This is a genomic window from Microbacterium sp. SLBN-111 (assembly GCF_049739645.1).
Classification (GTDB): domain Bacteria; phylum Actinomycetota; class Actinomycetes; order Actinomycetales; family Microbacteriaceae; genus Microbacterium.
In genome coordinates, this window is the sequence record NZ_JBMGQH010000001.1 from 2,437,578 (window position 1) to 2,457,524 (window position 19,947).

Annotated in this window: 11 protein-coding genes and 1 pseudogene; all 12 read left to right on the forward strand. The window is 71.5% G+C overall.

Annotation, left to right across the window (positions count from 1 at the left end):
• Nucleotides 1-39: 39 nt before the first annotated feature.
• The 12 genes and pseudogenes from pta to RKD05_RS11355 all read left to right on the forward strand — a co-directional run bounded on the left by pta (nucleotide 40) and on the right by RKD05_RS11355 (nucleotide 19,898).
• Complete coding sequence (gene pta / locus RKD05_RS11300) at nucleotides 40-2,175, forward strand: phosphate acetyltransferase (RefSeq protein ID WP_424710096.1); 2,136 nt, start codon at nucleotides 40-42, stop codon at nucleotides 2,173-2,175.
• Nucleotides 2,172-3,405 (forward strand): annotated as a pseudogene (locus RKD05_RS11305) (acetate/propionate family kinase). The gene pta and the pseudogene RKD05_RS11305 overlap by 4 nt, the downstream one beginning before the upstream one ends.
• Nucleotides 3,406-3,493: 88 nt before the next feature.
• A complete protein-coding gene (locus RKD05_RS11310; protein ID WP_424710098.1) occupies nucleotides 3,494-4,228 on the forward strand; it encodes an HAD family hydrolase in 735 nt (244 codons plus the stop codon).
• Between the two features lie 53 nt (nucleotides 4,229-4,281).
• Complete coding sequence (locus RKD05_RS11315; protein WP_424710100.1) at nucleotides 4,282-6,807, forward strand: glycoside hydrolase family 65 protein; 2,526 nt, start codon at nucleotides 4,282-4,284, stop codon at nucleotides 6,805-6,807.
• 441 nt (nucleotides 6,808-7,248) lie between these two features.
• Nucleotides 7,249-9,966 carry a DNA polymerase III subunit gamma and tau gene (locus RKD05_RS11320; protein WP_424710102.1) on the forward strand — a complete coding sequence of 906 codons (2,718 nt, stop codon included), beginning with the start codon at nucleotides 7,249-7,251 and terminating at the stop codon, nucleotides 9,964-9,966.
• Nucleotides 9,967-9,999: 33 nt separating this feature from the next.
• Nucleotides 10,000-10,593: a recombination mediator RecR gene (gene recR / locus RKD05_RS11325; protein WP_022877805.1), complete on the forward strand. Its 594-nt coding sequence runs from the start codon at nucleotides 10,000-10,002 to the stop codon at nucleotides 10,591-10,593.
• 185 nt (nucleotides 10,594-10,778) lie between these two features.
• Entirely contained in the window at nucleotides 10,779-11,315 is a 537-nt protein-coding gene (locus RKD05_RS11330; protein WP_134128348.1) for a hypothetical protein, read from the forward strand.
• Nucleotides 11,316-11,322: 7 nt separating this feature from the next.
• A complete protein-coding gene (locus RKD05_RS11335) occupies nucleotides 11,323-12,969 on the forward strand; it encodes a serine/threonine protein kinase (protein WP_424710104.1) in 1,647 nt (548 codons plus the stop codon).
• A gap of 250 nt (nucleotides 12,970-13,219) precedes the next feature.
• On the forward strand, nucleotides 13,220-14,239 hold the full coding sequence (pstC, locus tag RKD05_RS11340) for a phosphate ABC transporter permease subunit PstC (RefSeq protein ID WP_424710106.1): 1,020 nt from the start codon (nucleotides 13,220-13,222) through the stop codon (nucleotides 14,237-14,239).
• Nucleotides 14,239-15,579 carry a phosphate ABC transporter permease PstA gene (pstA, locus tag RKD05_RS11345; RefSeq protein ID WP_424710108.1) on the forward strand — a complete coding sequence of 447 codons (1,341 nt, stop codon included), beginning with the start codon at nucleotides 14,239-14,241 and terminating at the stop codon, nucleotides 15,577-15,579. The genes pstC and pstA overlap by 1 nt, the downstream gene beginning before the upstream one ends.
• Nucleotides 15,576-17,162, forward strand: coding sequence for a phosphate ABC transporter substrate-binding protein PstS (gene pstS, locus RKD05_RS11350; protein WP_424710110.1), 1,587 nt, complete (start codon nucleotides 15,576-15,578; stop codon nucleotides 17,160-17,162). Before pstA ends, pstS begins: the two co-directional genes overlap by 4 nt.
• A 147-nt stretch (nucleotides 17,163-17,309) precedes the next feature.
• Nucleotides 17,310-19,898, forward strand: coding sequence for a hypothetical protein (locus RKD05_RS11355; protein ID WP_424710111.1), 2,589 nt, complete (start codon nucleotides 17,310-17,312; stop codon nucleotides 19,896-19,898).
• Nucleotides 19,899-19,947 lie beyond the last annotated feature (49 nt).

Genomic DNA, 19,947 nt, shown 5'->3' on the forward strand with positions numbered 1-19,947 from the left:
CCCGGCGGGATGTCACCCGCCCCGCCTAGGCTGGATGCCGTGACGCAGAGCATCTACATCACGTCGGCCGAGGGGCACTCGGGCAAGTCCACGGTGGCTCTCGGCGTCCTCGACGCCCTCAGCCGTGTCACCCCGCGCGTCGGCGTGTTCCGACCGATCGCGCGCTCCACCGCCGAGCGCGACTACGTGCTCGAGATGCTGCTCGACCACGACGGCGTCGACCTCGACTACGACGACTGCGTCGGCGTCACGTACGACGACGTCCGCGACGACGCCGACGCGGCGCTCGGGCGCATCGTCGAGCGGTACAAGGCCGTCGAGGCGCAATGCGACGCGGTCGTGGTGATCGGCAGCGACTACACCGACGTCGGCAGCCCCGCCGAGCTCGCGTACAACGCGCGCATCGCCGCGAACCTCGGTGCCCCGGTCCTCCTCGTGCTCGGCGGCCGGGCGCAGCAGGGGCAGGGCGAGACGCTCGGCCTCTCGGTCGCGCGCACGCCGCAGGAGGTCGGGCAGATCGCGGCCCTCGCCGTCCCCGAACTGCTGCACGAGCGCGCCGAGGTGTTCGCCGTCGTCGTCAACCGCGCCGAGCCCGAGCAGCTCGACGAGATCGTCGGCTCGGTCCGTCCGATCGTGGATGCCGCCGCCACGACGCCGGGCCGGACGGTTCCGGTCTGGGCGCTCCCCGAGGACCGTTTCCTCATCGCCCCCTCGATGCGCGGCGTGCTGCGCTCTGTCCAGGGCGAGCTCATCAAGGGAGACCCCGCTCTGCTCACACGTGAGGTGCTCGGCGTCGTCGTCGCGGGCATGTCGATGGTGAACGTGCTCCCGCGCCTCATGGAATCCGCGGTCATCGTCATCCCCGCCGACCGCACCGAAGTGCTGCTCGCGACGCTGCTCGCCAACGCCTCGGGCACGTTCCCGTCGCTCGCGGGTGTCGTGCTGAACGGTGGATTCGAGCTTCCCGACCCGATCGTGCGCCTCATCGACGGCCTCGGGTCGTCGCTGCCGATCATCGCGACCGGCCTCGGCACCTACGACACCGCGGTGCGCATCATGAACACCCGAGGCCGCCTCGCTGCGGACTCGCAGCGCCGGTACGACACGGCGCTCGCGATGTTCGAGCGGCACGTCGACACCGAGCTCCTCACGCGCGAACTCGGCGTCGCGCGGCCCAGCGTCGTCACGCCGTTGATGTTCGAGTACGGCCTGGTCGACCGGGCCCGCAGCGACCGCCGCCGCATCGTGCTGCCCGAGGGTAACGACGACCGCGTCCTGCGGGCGGCGGCGACCGTGCTCGCGCGCGGCATCGCCGACCTCACGATCCTCGGCGAGCCGCTCGAGGTCCGCGGCCGGGCGATCGAGCTGGGCATCGACATCCGCGACGCCGAGGTGCTGAGCCCCTTCGACGCCGTGCACGTTGACAAGTTCGCGACCGAGTACGCACGGCTCCGCGCGCACAAGGGCGTCACGTACGCCCAGGCCGCCGACACCGTGACCGATGTGTCGTACTTCGGCACGCTCATGGTGCACCTGGGTCTCGCCGACGGCATGGTCTCGGGCGCCGCGCACACCACCGCGCACACGATCCGCCCGGCCTTCGAGATCATCAAGACCGCGCCGGGAGTCTCGGTCGTGTCGAGCGTGTTCCTGATGGCCCTCGCCGACCGCGTGCTCGTGTACGGCGACTGCGCCGTCATCCCCGACCCCACCAGCGAGCAGCTCGCCGACATCGCGATCTCGTCCGCCGCGACCGCCGAGCAGTTCGGCATCGAGCCGCGCGTGGCGATGCTCTCGTACTCGACGGGGGAGTCGGGCACCGGCGCCGACGTCGAGAAGGTGCGGACGGCCACCGCGCTGGTGCGCGAGCGCGCGCCGGAGCTCCTCGTGGAGGGGCCGATCCAGTACGACGCCGCGGCCGACGCCGCGGTCGCCGCGGCCAAGATGCCCGGGTCCGAGGTGGCGGGGCGTGCGACGGTGTTCGTCTTCCCCGACCTGAACACCGGCAACAACACCTACAAGGCCGTGCAGCGCTCGGCCGGCGCGGTCGCCATCGGCCCGGTGCTGCAGGGCCTCAACAAGCCGATCAACGACCTGTCGCGCGGAGCGCTCGTCGACGACATCGTCAACACGATCGCCATCACCGCGATCCAGGCGCAGGGGAGCAACTCGTGAGCGTCGTGCTGGTCGTCAACAGCGGATCCTCCTCGTTCAAATACCAGCTGCTCGACATGGAGCACGAGCGCGTCCTCGCCTCGGGTCTGGTCGAGCGCATCGGCGAAGAGGTCGGCGTCGCGACGCACACCGTCGCGGCGGCGGCTCTGGCCCCGGCCGACGGTCCCGCGCCGACGGTCGTGGATGCCACGACCACCATCGAACGCGAGATCCCCGACCACACGGGCGGGGTTCGCGGTCATGCTCGAGGCGTTCGCCGCGCACGGGCCGTCGCTCGACGCCCAGCCGCCGGTCGCCGTCGGTCACCGCGTGGTCCACGGCGGCGCGCGCTTCTTCGAGCCGACGGTCGTGACCCCGCTCGTCGAGATCAACATCGACGAGCTCTCGGTGCTCGCGCCCCTCCACAATCCGGCGAACCTGGCCGGGATCGCCGCGGCGAAGAAGGCGTTCCCGGACGTCCCGCACGTCGCGGTGTTCGACACCGCGTTCCACCAGACGCTCGCGCCGGCGGCGTACACGTACGCGATCGATCGGGAGCTGGCCGAGGCGCATCGCATCCGCCGGTACGGGTTCCACGGCACGAGCCACAAGTTCGTGAGCGAATCCGCCGCCGCGTTCATCGGTCGTCCGCTCGCGGACCTCCGTCAGCTCGTGTTCCACCTCGGCAACGGTGCGTCCGTGACGGCGATCGAGGGCGGCCGATCCGTCGAGACGTCGATGGGACTCACCCCGCTCGAGGGGCTCGTCATGGGCACGCGGTCCGGCGACCTCGACCCCGCGGTGCTGCTGCAGCTCGCGCGCCGCGCCGACCTGTCGATCGCCGACCTCGACACGCTGCTGAACAAGCGGTCGGGTCTCGTCGGGCTCGCGGGCGTGTCCGACATGCGCGACCTCACCGCGCGGTGCGACGCCGGCGACCCCGACGCGCAGCTCGCGTTCGACGTGTACATCCACCGCCTCCGCGCGTACGCGGGCGCCTACCTCGCGCAGCTCGGCGGTGTCGACGTCATCTCCTTCACGGCGGGCGTCGGCGAGAACGCCGCGCGCGTGCGCGCCGAGGCCGTCGCGACGCTCGGCTTCGCGGGGGTCGAGATCGACCCCGAGCGGAATGAGACGCGGGGGCGTGGCATCCGTCGGATCTCCTCCGACGCGTCGCGCGTCGAGGTGCTCGTCGTGCCGACCAACGAGGAGCTCGAGATCGCCCGTCAGACCCTGTCGGTCGCGTCCTGAGCGGGCCGCGCCCACCCCACGCCACTACGCTGGAACGGCGGCGCACCGTCGTGACCGCGCGTCCTGCCCTCGCGATCTGGAGCCCGCCGTGACCGACAGCCGTGACCTGCCCGATCTGACGTCGTTCGACGCCGTCCTGTTCGACCTCGACGGTGTGCTCACCCCCACCGCCGAAGTGCACATGCGCGCGTGGAAGGAGATGTTCGACGAGCTGTTCGCGGCGTGGGACATCCAGCCGCCGTACACCGACCGCGACTACTTCGAGCACGTCGACGGCAAGAAGCGCTACGACGGCGTCGCGAGCCTGCTGCGCAGTCGCGACGTCGAGGTGCCGTGGGGCGACCCGTCCGACGACCCGTCGCTCGACACCGTGTGCGGCGTCGGCAACCGGAAGAACCTCGTCTTCTCGCGCATCCTCCGCGCCGAGGGCATCGCCCCCTACCCGGGATCCGTCGCGGTGCTCGACCTCCTCCAGGCCGCGGGCACCCCGATCGCCGTCGTGTCGAGCTCGAAGAACGCCGTCGAGGTGCTCGAGGCCGCCGGCATCCGCGACCGTTTCCCCGTCGTGATGGACGGCGTCGTCGCCGAACGCGATCACCTCGCCTCCAAGCCCGCGCCGGACGTGTTCGCCGAGGCCGCCCGCATGCTGCGCGTCGACCCCGCCCGTTCGGCCGCCGTCGAGGACGCCACGAGCGGCGTCGCCTCGGCCTCCGCGGCGGGCTTCGGGCTCGTCGTCGGCGTCGATCGCGGCGTGGGAGCGGAGCACCTGCTCGCCGCCGGGGCCGACGTGGTCGTCGACGACCTCCAGGCGTTCGTAGACTGAGCCGTCGCCCCGCGCGACCCACCCGAACCCCGGCACACCGGAAGGCCTGCCCGATGATCGATCGCGATCGTTTCCCCATCGACGAATGGCGTCTCGTCGAGACCGAGTTCTCGGTCGACGACACGGGCGTCACCGAGACCCTGTTCGCCATCGGCAACGGCTACCTGGGGTTGCGTGGCAACTCCATCGAGGGTCGTTTCGCCCACGAGCAGGGCACCTTCATCAACGGCTTCCACGAGACGTTCCCGATCCGTCACGCCGAGCAGGCCTACGGCTTCGCCGAGGTCGGCCAGACGATCATCAACGCGCCGGATGCCAAGGTCATGCGCGTCTACGTCGACGACGAGCCGCTCTCGCTCGACGTCGCCGACGTCCGCGAGTACGAGCGCGTGCTCGACATGCGCCAGGGCATCCTCCGCCGCACGCTCCTGTGGGTGACGCCGTCGGGGAAAGAGGTGCGCATCGAGGACGAGCGGTTCGTGTCGTTCGAGGAGAAGCACCTCGTCGTGCTGCGGCTGACGGTGACGGTCCTCAACTCGGACGCTCCGGTGACGGTGGCGTGCCAGCTCCTCAACCGCCAGGACGGCGAGGGCATCTACGGCGGTTCGCCGATGGCATCCAAGACCGCCGGATTCGACCCGCGCAAGACCGAGAAGCTCACCGACCGCGTGCTCCAGCCGCGCGAGTACTGGCAGGACGGCGACCGGTCGGCGCTTTCGTACGAGGTCACCGAGTCGGGCATGACGCTCGCCGTCGTCGCCGACCACGAGGTTGAGACGGCCAACGAGTACACCTCGCGGCAGCTCATCGAGCCCGATATCGCGAAGAACGTGTTCCGCGTGCAGGCGCGCGCGGGCGTCCCGACGACGGTCACGAAGTTCGTCAGCTACCACACGTCCCGCGGGGTGCCCGCCGGCGAACTCGTCGACCGGTGCCGCCGGACGCTCGACCGCGCCCGCAGCCTCGGCGTCGTCGCCCTCCGCGAGAGCCACATCGACTGGTTCGCGGCGTTCTGGGACCGTTCGGACGTCCGCATCGGCGGCCAGGGCGACCTTCAGCAGGCGACGCGCTGGTGCCTCTTCCAGCTCGCGCAGGCCGCGGCCCGCGCCGACGGCCAGGGCGTCCCCGCCAAGGGCGTCACCGGTTCGGGGTACAGCGGCCACTACTTCTGGGACACCGAGGTGTACGTGCTGCCGTTCCTGGCATACACGACGCCGCAGTGGGCGCGGAACGCCCTGCGCATGCGGTACCTCATGCTCCCCGCAGCGCGGAAGCGCGCGCACCAGCTCAACGAGGCCGGCGCGCTGTTCCCCTGGCGCACGATCAACGGCGAGGAGGCCTCGGCGTACTACGCCGCCGGCACCGCGCAGTACCACATCAACGCCGACGTCTCCTTCGCGCTCGCGAAGTACGTCCGGGCCACGGGCGACGAGGAGTTCCTCGCGCGTGAGGGCGTGGACATCGCGGTCGACACCGCGCGGCTGTGGTCGACGCTCGGGTTCTGGCGGTCGAGCGACGGCGACGGCGAGGAGGACTCGTTCCACATCCACGGCGTCACCGGGCCGGACGAGTACACCACCGTCGTCAACGACAACCTCTTCACGAACGTCATGGCGCGGTTCAACCTGCGCTTCGCCGCGCGCACCGTCCGCGACCTGGCCGAGAACGACCCCGAGGCCTACGGCCGCATGGCCGACCGCATGAACCTCGACCCGTCCGAGCCCGACCGGTGGGAGCTGGCGGCCGAGGCGATGCACATCCCGTTCAGCCCGGCGCTCGGCATCCATCCCCAGGACGCCGTGTTCCTGGAGCGTGAGATCTGGGATCTCGAGAACACCCCGCCCGATCAGCGCCCCCTTCTCCTGCACTTCCACCCGCTGGTGATCTACCGGTACCAGGTGCTCAAGCAGGCGGACGTCGTGCTGGCCCTGTTCCTGCAGGGCAATCACTTCACGGATGCCGAGAAGCTGGCCGACTTCGAGTACTACGACCCGCTCACCACGGGCGACTCGACGCTGTCGGCGGTCGTGCAGTCGATCCTCGCGGCCGAGGTCGGCTACCAGGACCTCGCGCTGGAGTACTTCCGCCAGGCCGCGTTCGTCGACCTCGGCGATCTGCACCACAACGCCGCCGACGGGGTGCACGTGGCATCCGCCGGTGGCGTGTGGACGGCGCTCGTGAGCGGCTTCGGCGGCATGCGCGACCACTTCGGGCGCTTGACGTTCGACCCGCGTCTGCCGGCGGAGTGGCCCGAGCTGTCGTACGTGCTGCACTGGCACGGCACCCGCCTCAACGTCACGCTCACGGCCACCGCGCTGACGCTGCACGCCGGGGAGGAGGGCGGCCCGGTCGACTTCGCAGTGCGCGGGGTGGACTACACCGTCGCTCCCGGTGAGAGTGTGCGCGTCGCGCTGCACGGCCAGGGGCCGCTCATCCCGGGGCGCCCGTCGATTCGGCAGCTCGAGGGATCGGTGCGCGAGGATGGCACGCTGCTGTCGGCCTCGGTGCCGATCGTGACGGCCGCGATCCCGCTGGTCTCGGGCGACGACGAGCCCGTGGCCGTCGGCCTCGACGCCTGACGCACCGCTTCGACGCGGCGGCGCCCTGCGGGGCGTCGCCGTTCCCGCGCGGTGGTGGCGAGCGGAGGTGATTCGGTGAGGGGAGGATGCCAGGGGGCTGTTGTGGTCCTCCCTTCGTGGTTTCTCCTCCGTTCGGTGCGGCTCGGGCGTTCGGGGGTGCGGCTCGGGCGTGCGGAGCGGAGGTGATTCGGGGAGGGGAGGATGCCGGGGGCTGTTGTGGTCCTCCCTTCGTGGTTTCTCCTCCGTTCGGTGCGGCTCGGGCGTTCGGGGGTGCGGCTCGGGCGTGCGGAGCGGAGGAGATTCGGGGAGGGGAGGATGCCAGGGGGCGTTGCGGTCCTCCCTTCCCGGGATCTCCTCCGCTCGGTGTGCGGGAACGGAGTCCGGGCCGCGGCGGGGGAGCGCGCCGGACGCGATGTCGGTGGCACGCCGTAGGCTGGGGGAGTGACGACAGCCCTGTACCGCCGCTACCGCCCGCAGGCGTTCGGCGAGATGATCGGGCAGTCGCAGGTGACCGAGCCGCTGATGACCGCCCTCCGGAGTGACCGGGTCGGGCACGCCTATCTTTTCTCGGGGCCGCGCGGCTGCGGCAAGACGACCTCGGCCCGGATTCTCGCGCGCTGCCTCAACTGCGCGCAGGGTCCGACCGACACCCCGTGCGGTGAGTGCGACAGCTGCGTCGAGCTCGGCCGCGGCGGCGGCGGGTCGCTCGACGTGGTCGAGATCGACGCCGCGAGCCACAACGGTGTCGACGACGCGCGCGACCTGCGCGAGCGCGCGATCTTCGCCCCCGCGCGCGACCGGTTCAAGATCTTCATCCTCGACGAAGCGCACATGGTCACGCAGCAGGGCTTCAACGCGCTGCTGAAGCTCGTCGAAGAGCCCCCCGCGCACGTCAAGTTCATCTTCGCCACGACCGAGCCCGAGAAGGTGCTCGGCACGATCCGTTCGCGCACGCACCACTACCCGTTCCGCCTCGTGCCGCCCGCCGCGATGCTCGAGTACGTGCAAGAGCTCTGCGAGAGCGAGGGCGTCGCCGTCGAGGCGGGGGTTCTGCCGCTCGTGGTGCGCGCCGGTGGCGGGTCTCCGCGTGACACGCTGTCGCTGCTCGACCAGCTCATCGCCGGTTCGGATCGGGATGCCGATGACCACGTGCTCGTGAACTACGAGCGCGCCGTGGCGCTTCTGGGGTACACCCACTCCGAGCTGCTCGACGAGGTCGTCGACGCGTTCGCCGCGCTCGACGGCGCCGGAGCGTTCGCCGCGGTCGACCGCGTGGTGCAGACCGGTCAGGACCCTCGACGGTTCGTCGACGACCTGCTCGAGCGTCTGCGCGACCTCATCGTCGTCGCGGCCACCGGCGCCGGTGCCTCCGCCGTACTGCGCGGCGTCCCCGACGACGAGCTCGAGCGCATGGCGCGTCAGGCCACGGCCTTCGGCGTCGCGCGACTGTCGCGGACCGCCGACCTCGTGGTCGCGGCGCTCGACGAGATGACCGGGGCGACCTCGCCGCGCCTGCAGCTCGAGCTGCTCGTCGCCCGGGTGCTCACGCACGCCGGGGTGTCGCAGGGCGTCGCTCCCGCGGCGGCTCCCGCGCACGCGGCCGAGCACGCCGCGGCGTCGGCCGCGCGGACGCCCGCTCCCGCACCGGCGGCCCCGGTGGCTGCTCCTGCGGTCGCATCCCCGGGAGTCGCATCGCCGGGCATCGCTTCGCCGGGTGTCGCGTCGCCGCGGGGTGGTTCGGCGGCTGTGGCCTCCCCGGGCGTTGCCGCGCCGGGGATCGCGAGCCCCGGTACCGCTGCGCCCGCCGTCGCGTCGCCGGGTCGCGAGGCGGCGCCCGTCGCCGCGCCGACCGTCGCGTCGCCCGGCTCCGCTCCGGCGGTGGCCGCGCCGTCCACCGCCCCCGCCGTCGCCGCACCGACGGTCGCCGGCACCGGGGTGGCGTCGCCGTCCGTCGCCGCACCGTCGGCACCCCGCGCCGAGTCGCCCGCCGCGTCCCCCGTCGCCGCACCGTCGCCGAGCCGCGCGGAGCCGCCGATGGACGCGCCGTCCGATGACGATGCCCCGCCGCCGTTCGATGACGACGACGCTCCGCCGCCGTACGACGACGACGAGGACGCCCTGGCTGGTGCCCCCGTGACCTCGGCCGCGAAGCCGGTCCAGGCCGCGCCCACGGCGCCTGCGGCGACCCCGGTCGCTCCCGCTGCTGCGGCCTCCCCGGCGGAGGCGCCCACCGCCCCGGTACCCGCCTCATCCGACCCGCACCCCTTCGACGCCGCGCCCACGCCGGGTTCCGACGACGCGTCGCCGCTCGAGCCCACCGCTCCGACGCCGCCCGTGGCACCGGTCGGACCGCTCGAGCTCTCGCACGTGCGCGACGCATGGCCCGAGGTGCTGGGCCAGCTCGAGGCGCTCAGCCGCTCCTCGTGGCTCGTGGTCTCGACGTCGTCGGTGCTCGCGTTCGACGACGACGTGCTCACGCTCGGTTTCCGCACCGGGTCCGACCTCACGGCGTTCAAGACCCGCTCGGCGGACGGTGGCCCCAGCGAAGACCTGCGCCGGGCGATCCAGGCGGTGCTCGGCATCCGGGTCAAGTACCTCGCGCGCCTCGACGGCGACGGCGGTCCCGGCGGCAGCGCGCCGCGCGGACCTGCCTCCGGCCCCGACGGGAGCGCGCGGTCGGCGCAGCAGACGTCGGCGTCCCGCTCCTCGGCGCCCTACGCGTCGGCCTCCGTCACCGACTGGGCGGTCGCCCCGATCCCCGGTGGAGCCGCGGCTCCCTCGGCATCCGGGGCCGCCGGGGCTCCTTCGGCCGTCGCCACCGCCGCACCCCCGCGCACAGCAGACCCCGCGCCGACGGGCGCCCCCGCCGCCACCGCGCTCGCCGTCGACGAGGAGCCGGAGGAAGCGGCCGTGCGCCCGATGCCGCGCATCGCCCCGCCGCCCTTCGAGGGAGCCGTGCTCCCCTCCAGCGACGTGGTCGCGTCGGTCGCCGCCCCCGACGAGGTCGACGACGACGACGACGTCATCCCGCCGGCAGACGAGGCCGACCTCCCCGTTCCGCCGGTGATCGTGCCGCGCATGGCACCGCTCAGGCGGGGGAGTCCAGCGGTACGGCGAGGCCGTCGTCCGCCAGATGCTCGGTGCGACCTACGTGCGTGACGAGCCCTACGAGCCCCCGACGAGGTTCAACTGATGTACGACGGCATCGTCCAAGACCTCATCGACGAATTCGGCCGACTCCCGGGCATCGGCCCGAAGTCGGCGCAGCGCATCGCCTTCCACATCCTGCAGTCGCCGACGTTCGACGTGTCGCGGCTGTCGCAGCTCCTCGGCGAAGTGCGCGAGAAGGTGCGCTTCTGCGAGATCTGCGGGAACGTATCCGAGCAGGATCGCTGCTCCATCTGCCGCGACCCCCGCCGCAACGAGACCCTCATCTGCGTCGTCGAGGATGCGAAGGACGTCGCGGCGATCGAGCGCACGCGCGAGTTCCGTGGGCTCTACCACGTGCTCGGCGGCGCCATCAGCCCCATCGCCGGCGTCGGTCCCGACGATCTGCGCATCACGCAGCTCATGCAGCGCCTCGCCGACGGCACCGTGCAAGAGGTCATCCTCGCGACGAACCCCAACCTCGAGGGCGAGGCGACGGCCACGTACCTCAGCCGTCTGCTGCACACCCTCGAGATCCGCGTCACCCGCCTGGCATCCGGTCTCCCGGTCGGCGGCGACCTGGAATACGCGGACGAAGTGACCCTGGGACGCGCGTTCGAGGGCCGCCGCACGCTCTGACGCGCGAGCGCACGCCCGGGCGAAAACCGTCCGCGAGAGGGTGATCTCCGAGCGTTGACCCCTCGTGTACCGCGCGTTCATCCCCCGATGGATCGACGGCCACCGGGTGCGGCCATTTTCTTGCCTACGGACCGCAGCACGGGTGCCCGACCCACGAGCTCTGCGGACGTCAGACAGGGGTGCCCGTGAGCGAGACGCTCTCCGATCGCGCGGCGCGGCGTGGCCGGATCGTGTTCGACACCTTTCGCTCGGTCCACGATCCGCGCCTGGCCGCGTGGCTGCTCTTCCGATCGCACCTGCTGCCGGAGTGGGCGATCACCGCCAGCAGCCTCAGTGAGACCACGCCCGAGGCCGCCCTCACGCCGCTCGGCGTCTTCGGCGTGTGGCGACTGCTGGCCACGAACAACCGCGAACTCGGGCGCTGCGCCCGCATCTTCGTCTCTCCGCGCGCCGCCTTCGACGCCGTCGTCGCCGAGCAGGCGCGCGTCGACGAGATGACGGTGACCGCGGTGCGCGGCCCGCAGTCCACCACGCACGGGTGGGTCATCCGCCGCGGCGATCGTCCGGTCCTCACCGCGGCGCGGTGGTACGAGTCGGCGAGCGAAGCGGCCGCGGCGGGGCGGGCCGCGAGCAACGCGCTCGGTACGGCGACGATCGCGCAGGGCGTGAGCATCGGCACCGCCTCCGGGCGTCGCGCCCGCGTCGTGATGAACACCCCGTGACCGCCCGATGACCGCGGCATCCGGACTCATCGCCGGTCGGTTCCGTCTCGAGGGACTGCTGGGTTCCGGCGGCACCGCGTCGGTGTTCGCCGCGACCGACACCGTGCTCGATCGCCCGGTCGCGATCAAGCTGCTGCACCCGCACCTGTCCGAGAGCGCGGCTCTGCGCGAGGCGTTCCTCGACGAAGCGCGCAGAACGGCCGGGGTCGCGCACCCCGGGATCGTCGAGGTCGTCGACGTCGGCACGTTCCAGGACGGTCCGGTGACGATCGCGTGGATCGCCCAGGAACGCCTCGACGGCGCGACCCTCGCGGAACACGTGCAGGCGAACGGCCCTCTCGGGGCCTCCGCGACCCGGCGCATCGGCGTGATGATCCTGCAGGCGCTCGAGGCGGCGCACGCCGTCGGGCTGGTGCACCGCGACGTCTCGCCCGCGAACGTGCTCGTCCGCTTCGACGGCCCGCAGCCCGCCCGGGCCACGCTGCTCGACTTCGGGCTGGCGGATGCCGCGGGCCGGACGACGCGCGGCGACGACGTGCTGCGCAGCTCGGCATCCGCGAGCGCCGGCGTGGTCGGGAACGCCCAGTACGCCTCGCCCGAACAGCTGCGGGGCGAGCCGGTCGGCGTGCGCGGCGATCTCTACCAGGTGGGCGGCCTGCTGTATTTCGCGCTGACCGGGCGAGCGCCGTTCGAGGGCGGAGACCGGGATGCCGTGGTCCAGGCGCAGCTGCATGCGCCGCCTCCCGTGGCCTCGGTGCGCGCCAGGGGAGTGTCGCCGGCGCTCGATCGCGTCCTCGTGCGCGCGATGCTCAAGGACCCCGCCGGACGGTTCGCCGACGCCGCGGAGATGCGTGCCGCGCTCGAGGCCACCGCGCCCGCGTCGGCTCCGGCCGCCGCGACCCGCGTCCTGCGGCCGGTCCCGGCACCGGTCGTCGCGACGTCGACCGGTGCGGTCGCCGCGGTCGCAGCCGACGATGCCCCGCCCGGTCGGTCCCGCGGCGAAGGGCCCGGGTGGGCCGCGGCGATCGTTGTGGTCGCCCTCCTCGCCCTCGCCGCCGTGGCGGTTCCGCTCATGGCGTCGGCCGGGCGCACCGAGCCGGGGGCCGCGCCGACCGCGACGGCGCCGTCCGCGAGCACGGCCCCGAGCGCGACGTCGAGCGCATCTCCCACGCCAACGGTGGACGCCGACGTCGCCGTCCCCGATCTCCGTTCCCTGCAGGACACGTTGGCGGCCATCCAGGCGGCGGGTCTCGTCGCGGGGCCCGTGACGACGCAGGACTCCCCGCTCCCCGCGGGCGCCGTCCTGTCGGCCGATCCCGCGGCTGGAACCCCGGTGCCGCGCGGCACGACGGTGCGTCTGGTCGTGGCATCCGGAACGAACGCGATCCCGCCGATCGACGGGTGGACGGCTGCCGACGCCGACGCCGCGATCCGTGCCGCGGGGTTCACGCCCGAGGCGGTGCCGACAATCTCCGACCGGCCGGCGGGGACCGTCATCGGCTCCGCGCCGGCCGCCGGGGCGTCGGCGCAGGTCGGCTCCACCGTGCGCCTGCTCGTCTCCAGCGGCCGTGCCGCCGCGCCGACGCCGACGCCCACAGCGACGCCGACGACGGTCCCGACGCCGACGCCCACGCCGACACCGGGTGCGCCGTGAGCGGGACGGAGTCGCCGAGCCCTCGGCATCCCTCGTTCACCTCCCGGCCAGTCGGCGTGGGCGGTCCCTCCCGGCGGCGTTCACGACCCGGATCTACCGTCGCCAGTGTCGGCCACCCGAGCCGGCATCAGGGACTACGGGCGCCTCGCGTCGCCGGTCGTCCGGACATCGCCCCGGTGTCGGCCCGCCCGCGGAGGACGGCGACACGGTGCCTCTGCCCGACCTACCCGACGCGACCGACGGAGAGCGCATGACGGACACGACCACGGAGGTCCTCCCTCCTCGGCCCGAGAAAGCGGCACCGGTCCGACGCTCGCTGAAGAGCCGCCCCGTGCAGGCGGACCGCGTCTTCCGCGCCGCCGCGTACTCCGCGGGGTCCATCACCGTCGCGATCATGCTCGCGGTCGGCATCTTCCTCAGCCTCCGCGCCGGAAACGCGCTGAGCGTCGCCGGTCCGGCGTTCCTCACCACGCAGGACTGGTCGCCCGAGACCGGGACGTTCGGTGTCGCCGCGGTGCTGTTCGGCACGGTGACGATCGCGCTCATCGCGATGAGCATCTCGGTCCCGCTCGCCATGGGGACGGCGCTGCTCATCAGCGAGATCGTTCCGCCGCGCTTGCGCTCGCTCCTGGTCACGATGGTCGACCTCATGGCCGCGGTCCCCAGTGTCGTCTTCGGCCTGTGGGGCGTGTTCTTCCTGCAGTCCGGCGTGATCCCGGTCGCCCAGTGGATCTCGACGTACTTCTCGTGGATCCCGATCTTCGCGGTCACCGATCCGTCCGGCGCCCGGCTCACCGAGGCCGGTGCCTACACGTCGTCGGCGTTCATCGCCGGCATCGTGGTGTCCCTGATGGTGGTGCCCACGCAGACCTCCGTCATGCGCGAGGCCTTCTCGCAGGCCCCCCTCGGTGAGCGCGAGGGCGCGCTCGCGCTCGGCTCGACGCGGTGGGGCATGATCAAGGCGGTCGTGCTGCCGTTCGGTCGAGGGGGCATCATCGGCGGCACGATGCTCGGGCTCGGCCGGGCTCTCGGCGAGACCATCGCGGTCGTCATGATCATCTCGCCGATCTTCACGATCAACCCGCAGGTGCTGAAGACGGGCACGAACTCGGTGTCGGCGCTGATCGCCCTCCGCTACGGCGAGGCGAGCCAGTTCGGCCTGTCGGCGCTCATGGCCGCCGGTCTCGTGCTGTTCATCATCACGCTCATCGTCAACTTCACGGCATCCACGATCGTCGCGCGCAGCCGGTCGGGAGCGGAGAGCAACTGATGGCCATCATCACCCCGGAGGCCCCTCCGTCCACCCCCGACGACGACGAGACCAGCGCCGCCCGCACCTCCGTACCGGTGCGGTTCGGAATCGTCGGCGAGCGACGCGATCTCCGCACCGTGCCGTTCGGCGATCGGTTCGATCTCCTCGGCAGCATGGCGGCCGGCATCGCGCTGTCCACCCTGATGTTCGGGTGGCTCACGCCGATGACGGGCGTCGTGGGCTGGCTCGTCCTGTCGTTCATCGGGTTCCTCGGCATCTACGCGGTGATGACGGCCATGCGCGCGGACCGGCTCGCGATCAGCGAGCGGATCATGACGGCGCTGTTCTACTCGGCCGGCGTGATCCTCCTCGGCGCGCTCGCCTTCGTGGTGATCTTCACGCTGGTGCGCGGCTCGGACGCCCTGGTCCACGGGAACTTCTTCGTCGAGACGATGAAGCTCGCCGGTCCCCTCGACCCCCTCACCATGGGCGGTATCGCACACGCCATCGTGGGCACGCTCATCCAGATCAGCATCGCGCTGGTCATCACGATCCCGCTCGGGGTGACCACGGCCGTCTTCCTCAACGAGATCGGCGGCCCGTTCGCCCGGTTCGTGCGGACGATCTCGGATGCCATGACCGCGCTGCCGTCGATCGTGGCGGGCCTCTTCGTCTACGCGGCCGTCGTGACGCTCATCACCAACCAGCGCTCGGGCTTCGCCGCCGCCCTCGCGATCAGCGTCATGATGCTGCCCATCATCATCCGCGCCTCCGACGTCGTCCTGAGGCTCGTCCCGAACAACCTGCGCGAGGCCTCGTACGCCCTGGGCACGAGCCGGTGGAAGACGGTGTGGAGTGTCGTCCTCCCGACCTCGCGTTCGGGCCTGGTGACGGCGGTCATCCTGGGCACCGCCCGCGGGATCGGTGAGACCTCGCCGGTGCTCCTGACCTCGGGTGTGACCGCCGAGATGAACCTGAACCCGTTCTCGGGGCCCATGATCTCGCTGCCGCTGCAGGTGTTCGACTTCGTCAAGTCGCCGGAGCCGAACATGATCGCGCGCGGTTTCGGTGCCGCCGCCACCCTCGTCCTGCTCGTGCTCACGCTGTTCATCGTCGCCCGACTCATCGGCGGACGCGGGCCCGGTCAGCTGTCTGATCGCCAGCGTCGCGCGGCCGCGGCGGCATCCGCTCGCGACCTCCAGCGCATGGACCGGGGTCCGCAGACCCCGCCGACCACGCGCCGCGCGCGGAAGATCCGTCCCCCGAAGGGCAAACCGCCCACCGACCTCGAGTGGCGGCTCGCCGAGCGCGCTCTCACCAAACGAACCGATACACCGTCCGAGGAGAACCCGTCGTGAAATCCCGTCCCCGCTGGGCCCGCCTCGCCGCGGCGCTCGCGGTCGTTTCGCTCGTCGCGCTGACGCCCGTGCCGGCGCACGCCGACGGATACGTCCCGATCTCGGGGTCCGGTTCGACCTGGTCGCAGAACGCGCTCGACCAGTGGCGCAAGAACGTCGCGAGCAACTACGGCATGACCGTGAACTACTCCGGCACGGGTTCGTCGGCCGGTCGCAACGACTTCATCAACCAGACGGTCGACTTCGCCATCAGCGAGATTCCGTTCCAGGCCAACCCCGAGGACGGGTCCCCGCCCGAACGTCCGTCGACGGGCTACGCGTACATGCCCATCGTCGCGGGTGGCACCTCGCTCATGTACAACCTCAAGATCGGCGGGAAGCGCGTCACCAACCTCCGCCTGTCCGGTGAGGTGATCGCGAAGATCTTCAGCGGTCAGATCTCCAAGTGGAACGACCCGGCGATCCAGGCCGATAACCCGGCCCTCGCGATGCCCGACCGCTCCATCACCCCCGTCTACCGGTCGGACGGCTCGGGTACCAGCGCGCAGTTCACCCTGTGGATGTCGAAGCAGTTCGGGAACATCTGGACGCAGGGCATGCGGTCGCAGTTCCCGCAGATCAACGCGTCGTTCAAGGGGCAGAACGGCTCGCTCGGCGTCGCGGGATACGTGAGCCAGGACTACGGCGAGGGCGCCATCACCTACGTCGAGTACTCCTACGCGATGAAGTCCGGCTTCCCGGTCGTCAAGGTGCTCAACAAGGCGGGCTACTACGTCGAGCCGACCTACCAGTCCGTGGCGGTGGCGCTGATGGCGGCGCAGATCAACCCGGACCTGACGCAGAACCTCGACGGCGTCTACAACAACACGGACCCGCGCACGTACCCGATGTCGAGCTACTCGTACATGATCGTCCCCACGCAGACGAACAAGGTCTTCACCACAGAGAAGGGGAAGACCCTCAGCCGGTTCGCCAACTACATGCTCTGCGAGGGGCAGCAGCAGGCGGCGGCCCTCGGGTACTCCCCGCTCCCGATGAACCTCGTGCAGGCCGGCTCCGACGTGATCAAGTCCGTGCCCGGCACGGAGGGCGGCGTCGACTTCAACAACTGCAACAACCCCACGTTCAAGGCGGGCGACTCGCCGTCCAACAACCAGCTCGCGGCCACCGCGCCGAATCCACCGGACTGCGACAAGCAGGGATCCACGCAATGCGTGGAGGGAACCGGTGGCGCGCAGGAGTCCACTCCGGCGACAGGCTCCGGCGGCGTCAGCGGAGGGGCGAACAGCGCGGACGCTGCGGCCGCCGCGGGTGGGGCGGGTGGCTCGACGGATGCCGCGGGTGCCGCGGCGGCGGGGGCGGCCGCCGGCGCCCCGGTCTACGACGCGAACGGCAACCTCGTGTCGGGTTCGGCGGCCGCCGCCGGCGGAGCGGCAGCCGCGTCGCTCCCGTTCACCCTGGCCGACAACGGCTGGGGGACCCCGCAGTTCATCATGCTCGCCGCCGGACTCCTGGTCGTCGCGGCGATCCTCATCCCACCCCTGGTCGGACGTCGTTCCGGCAAGTCGGGCGTGAAGCGATAAATAAACCCTCATCTGGGGTTTAAGCGAATTCGTATCTTCACTGCCTCGCGGCGGTATCTCGTTACCGGCGCGTTCATCCCGCAGCCACCTGCGGCGAATTGAGTACTCACGAAGGCGTCAAGAGCGCCGATCCAGCGAAGGAACACCGTGTCCGAAGAACGCGTCTCACAGCACCCGTCGCGGCGTGCGTACCGCCGGAAGGCGGCACGGCCGTCGGTGGCACGCCGTGCGGTCTCCGCGATCACGGCGGGGGCGGTGTGCGCGATCGCGGTCTTCGGTGTGTTCGTCGGTGCGGGCGCGGTCTTCGCTCCCGCCGCGACGGCGGACGACACGTCCTCGTCCGCGGTCACGGTCACCGCGGCGCAGCAGGACAAGGCGCTCGACTCGGCTCCCATGCCCGACCTGGCGGTGACGGTCTCGCAGACGAAGAACCTGCTGGCGCAGGGCATCCGCCTCAGCTGGACGGGCGGCAAGAAGTCGGTGGCGCCGAGCTCGAGCGGCGGTCAGAACTTCCTCCAGGTCTTCATGTGCTGGGGCGATGACCCGACCGACCCGACCCGTCCCGACCGCACGACCTGCATGTACGGCGGTGCGAACAGCCCCGGTGCCACGCGAGACGCCTTCCGGAACTACTCGCTCGACGAGATCCCCGCCGAGGACCAGCCGTATTCGGCGCTCACCTCGGTGTCGTTCCTGCCCCCGTACACCGGCATCCCGTTCGTCGCCCGCGACGGCGCTCGCGTGGACGGGATCAAGACGGATCCGAAGACCGGCGCGAAGACCGTGGACGAGTCCGTCAACCTCAACGTCAACCCGTTCTTCACCTCCTACAGCACGAACGAGATCTCCTGGGTGGGGTCGGGCGACGACGGCTCCGGTGCGGTGTCCTTCGAAGTGCAGACGGCCGCTCAGGCGCCCGCGCTCGGCTGCGGGAACCCCGTGGTGTCTAAGGACGGCAAGACGACGACCGGCGCGAGCTGCTGGCTGGTCGTCCTCCCGCGCGGCACGGCCGACAACGGGTCGTCGAGCATCAACCAGTCCGGTCTCTTCATCGAATCGTGGCGGCACGCGCTCGCCGTGCGCATGGACTTCACGCCCCTGGGAACGCGATGCCCCGAGGGCACGGCCGAGCGTCTTCTGGCCGGAAGCGAGCTCACCTCGAACGCGATCGCCTCGTGGCAGCCCGTCGTGTGCAACTCCGCGGGTGCGGCCGTGTACTCGGTCTTGACCGTCCCGGAGTCCGACGCGCTCACGGCCGCGGCGACGACCGAGGACGCCCCGCTCGCGTTGACGAGCTATGCGCGGGACGCCTCGGGCACGGATCCGCTCACCTACGCACCGATCGCGCTGACCGGCGTCACCATATCGCTGTCGATCGATCGACATCCCGATCCGTTCAAGGACGTTCCGCAGAAGTACGTCGATGCGGCGCGGACCCCCTTCACGTCCGTGAATCTCACCCCGCGACTGCTGGCGAAACTGTTGAGCTACTCGTATCGGTCTTCGCTCCCCAACGGGGCGAACATCGATTACCTCAACAAGACGAATCCCGACAACATCACGAAGGATCCCGATTTCCTCGCGGTGAACGACCCCGAGTGGGGATTCCAGAACCTTACGGGCCCCGCGATCGCCGACGTGATCGTGCCGCAGGGCCGTACGGACTCCGCGCGCGCGGTCTGGGCGTACATCGCGTCCGACCCCGAAGCGGCGGCGTTCCTCGCGGGGAAGCCGGATCCATGGGGCATGGTCGTCAACCCGTGGTACTCGACCGACGCCGACACCAACCCGACGAAGACGGCGTTCTCCGTCGATCGCGACGACTTCCCCAAGGCCGACCCGGTCGAGTTCACGCCGTCCAATGCCGGCGTGATCAACCTCGTGACCTGGCGTCCGTTCGCCGCCGACCTGAGCAGCGTCGCCTACCTCACGCTGCGTGGCGACGGTCAGGGGCCCGGATTCTGGGATGTCAACTCCGTCCCGCCGAAGTACGGGAAGCTCCCGCGAATGCTGCCGGGGAACCAGGCCCTCCTCGGTCTGACCAGTGCCGCCGCGGCGCGCCGCTACCAGGTCGTGACGGCCTCGCTGCGCAACCCCGCGGGGAAGTTCGTCGCCCCCGACGACACCGGCATCGCCGCAGCCGCCCCCGCCATGGCGGGATCGAAGGCGAACCCGTCGGTGGACAGCTTCGACTTCACCTCCGATGCGGCGCGCGCGGCCACGGCCGCCTACCCGCTCGCCATGCCCGTCTACGCCGCCGCCCGGCCGTCGATGAAGGACGCGAACATCCGCCGCGCCTACGCGCAGTTCATCCGCTACGCCGTCGGACCCGGGCAGAAGCGGGGTCCCGATGCGGGCCAGCTCCCCGACGGATACGTCCCGTTGCCGGCCGATTGGACGACGCAGGCTCAAAAGGCGGCGGATGCCATCGAGAGCGGCCCGGTCACACCGACCCCGCAGCCGTCGTCCTACATCCCTTCGCAATCCGTCCCGGTGAAGGCTCCGGCTGCGGCGGCTGCCGCGTCGGCACCCGCCGCCGCTGCCCCGGCCGCCCCGGCCGCGGAGACCCCGACGGCCGCGTCGGGAGCCGCGAGCGCGGCGCTGTCCGGAGGGAAGACGCCCGACGATCCGGACATCGGCGCCATCACGGCCGCCGTGCCCGCCAGCGCCCTCGCGGGCCTGGCCGGTGCCCTCGCCGTGCCCCTGATCACCCGTCTGAGAAGACGGGTCACCTGAGATCCACGCCGTGGATCTCTCCACCCCTCAACACACCAGAGCTGTACCC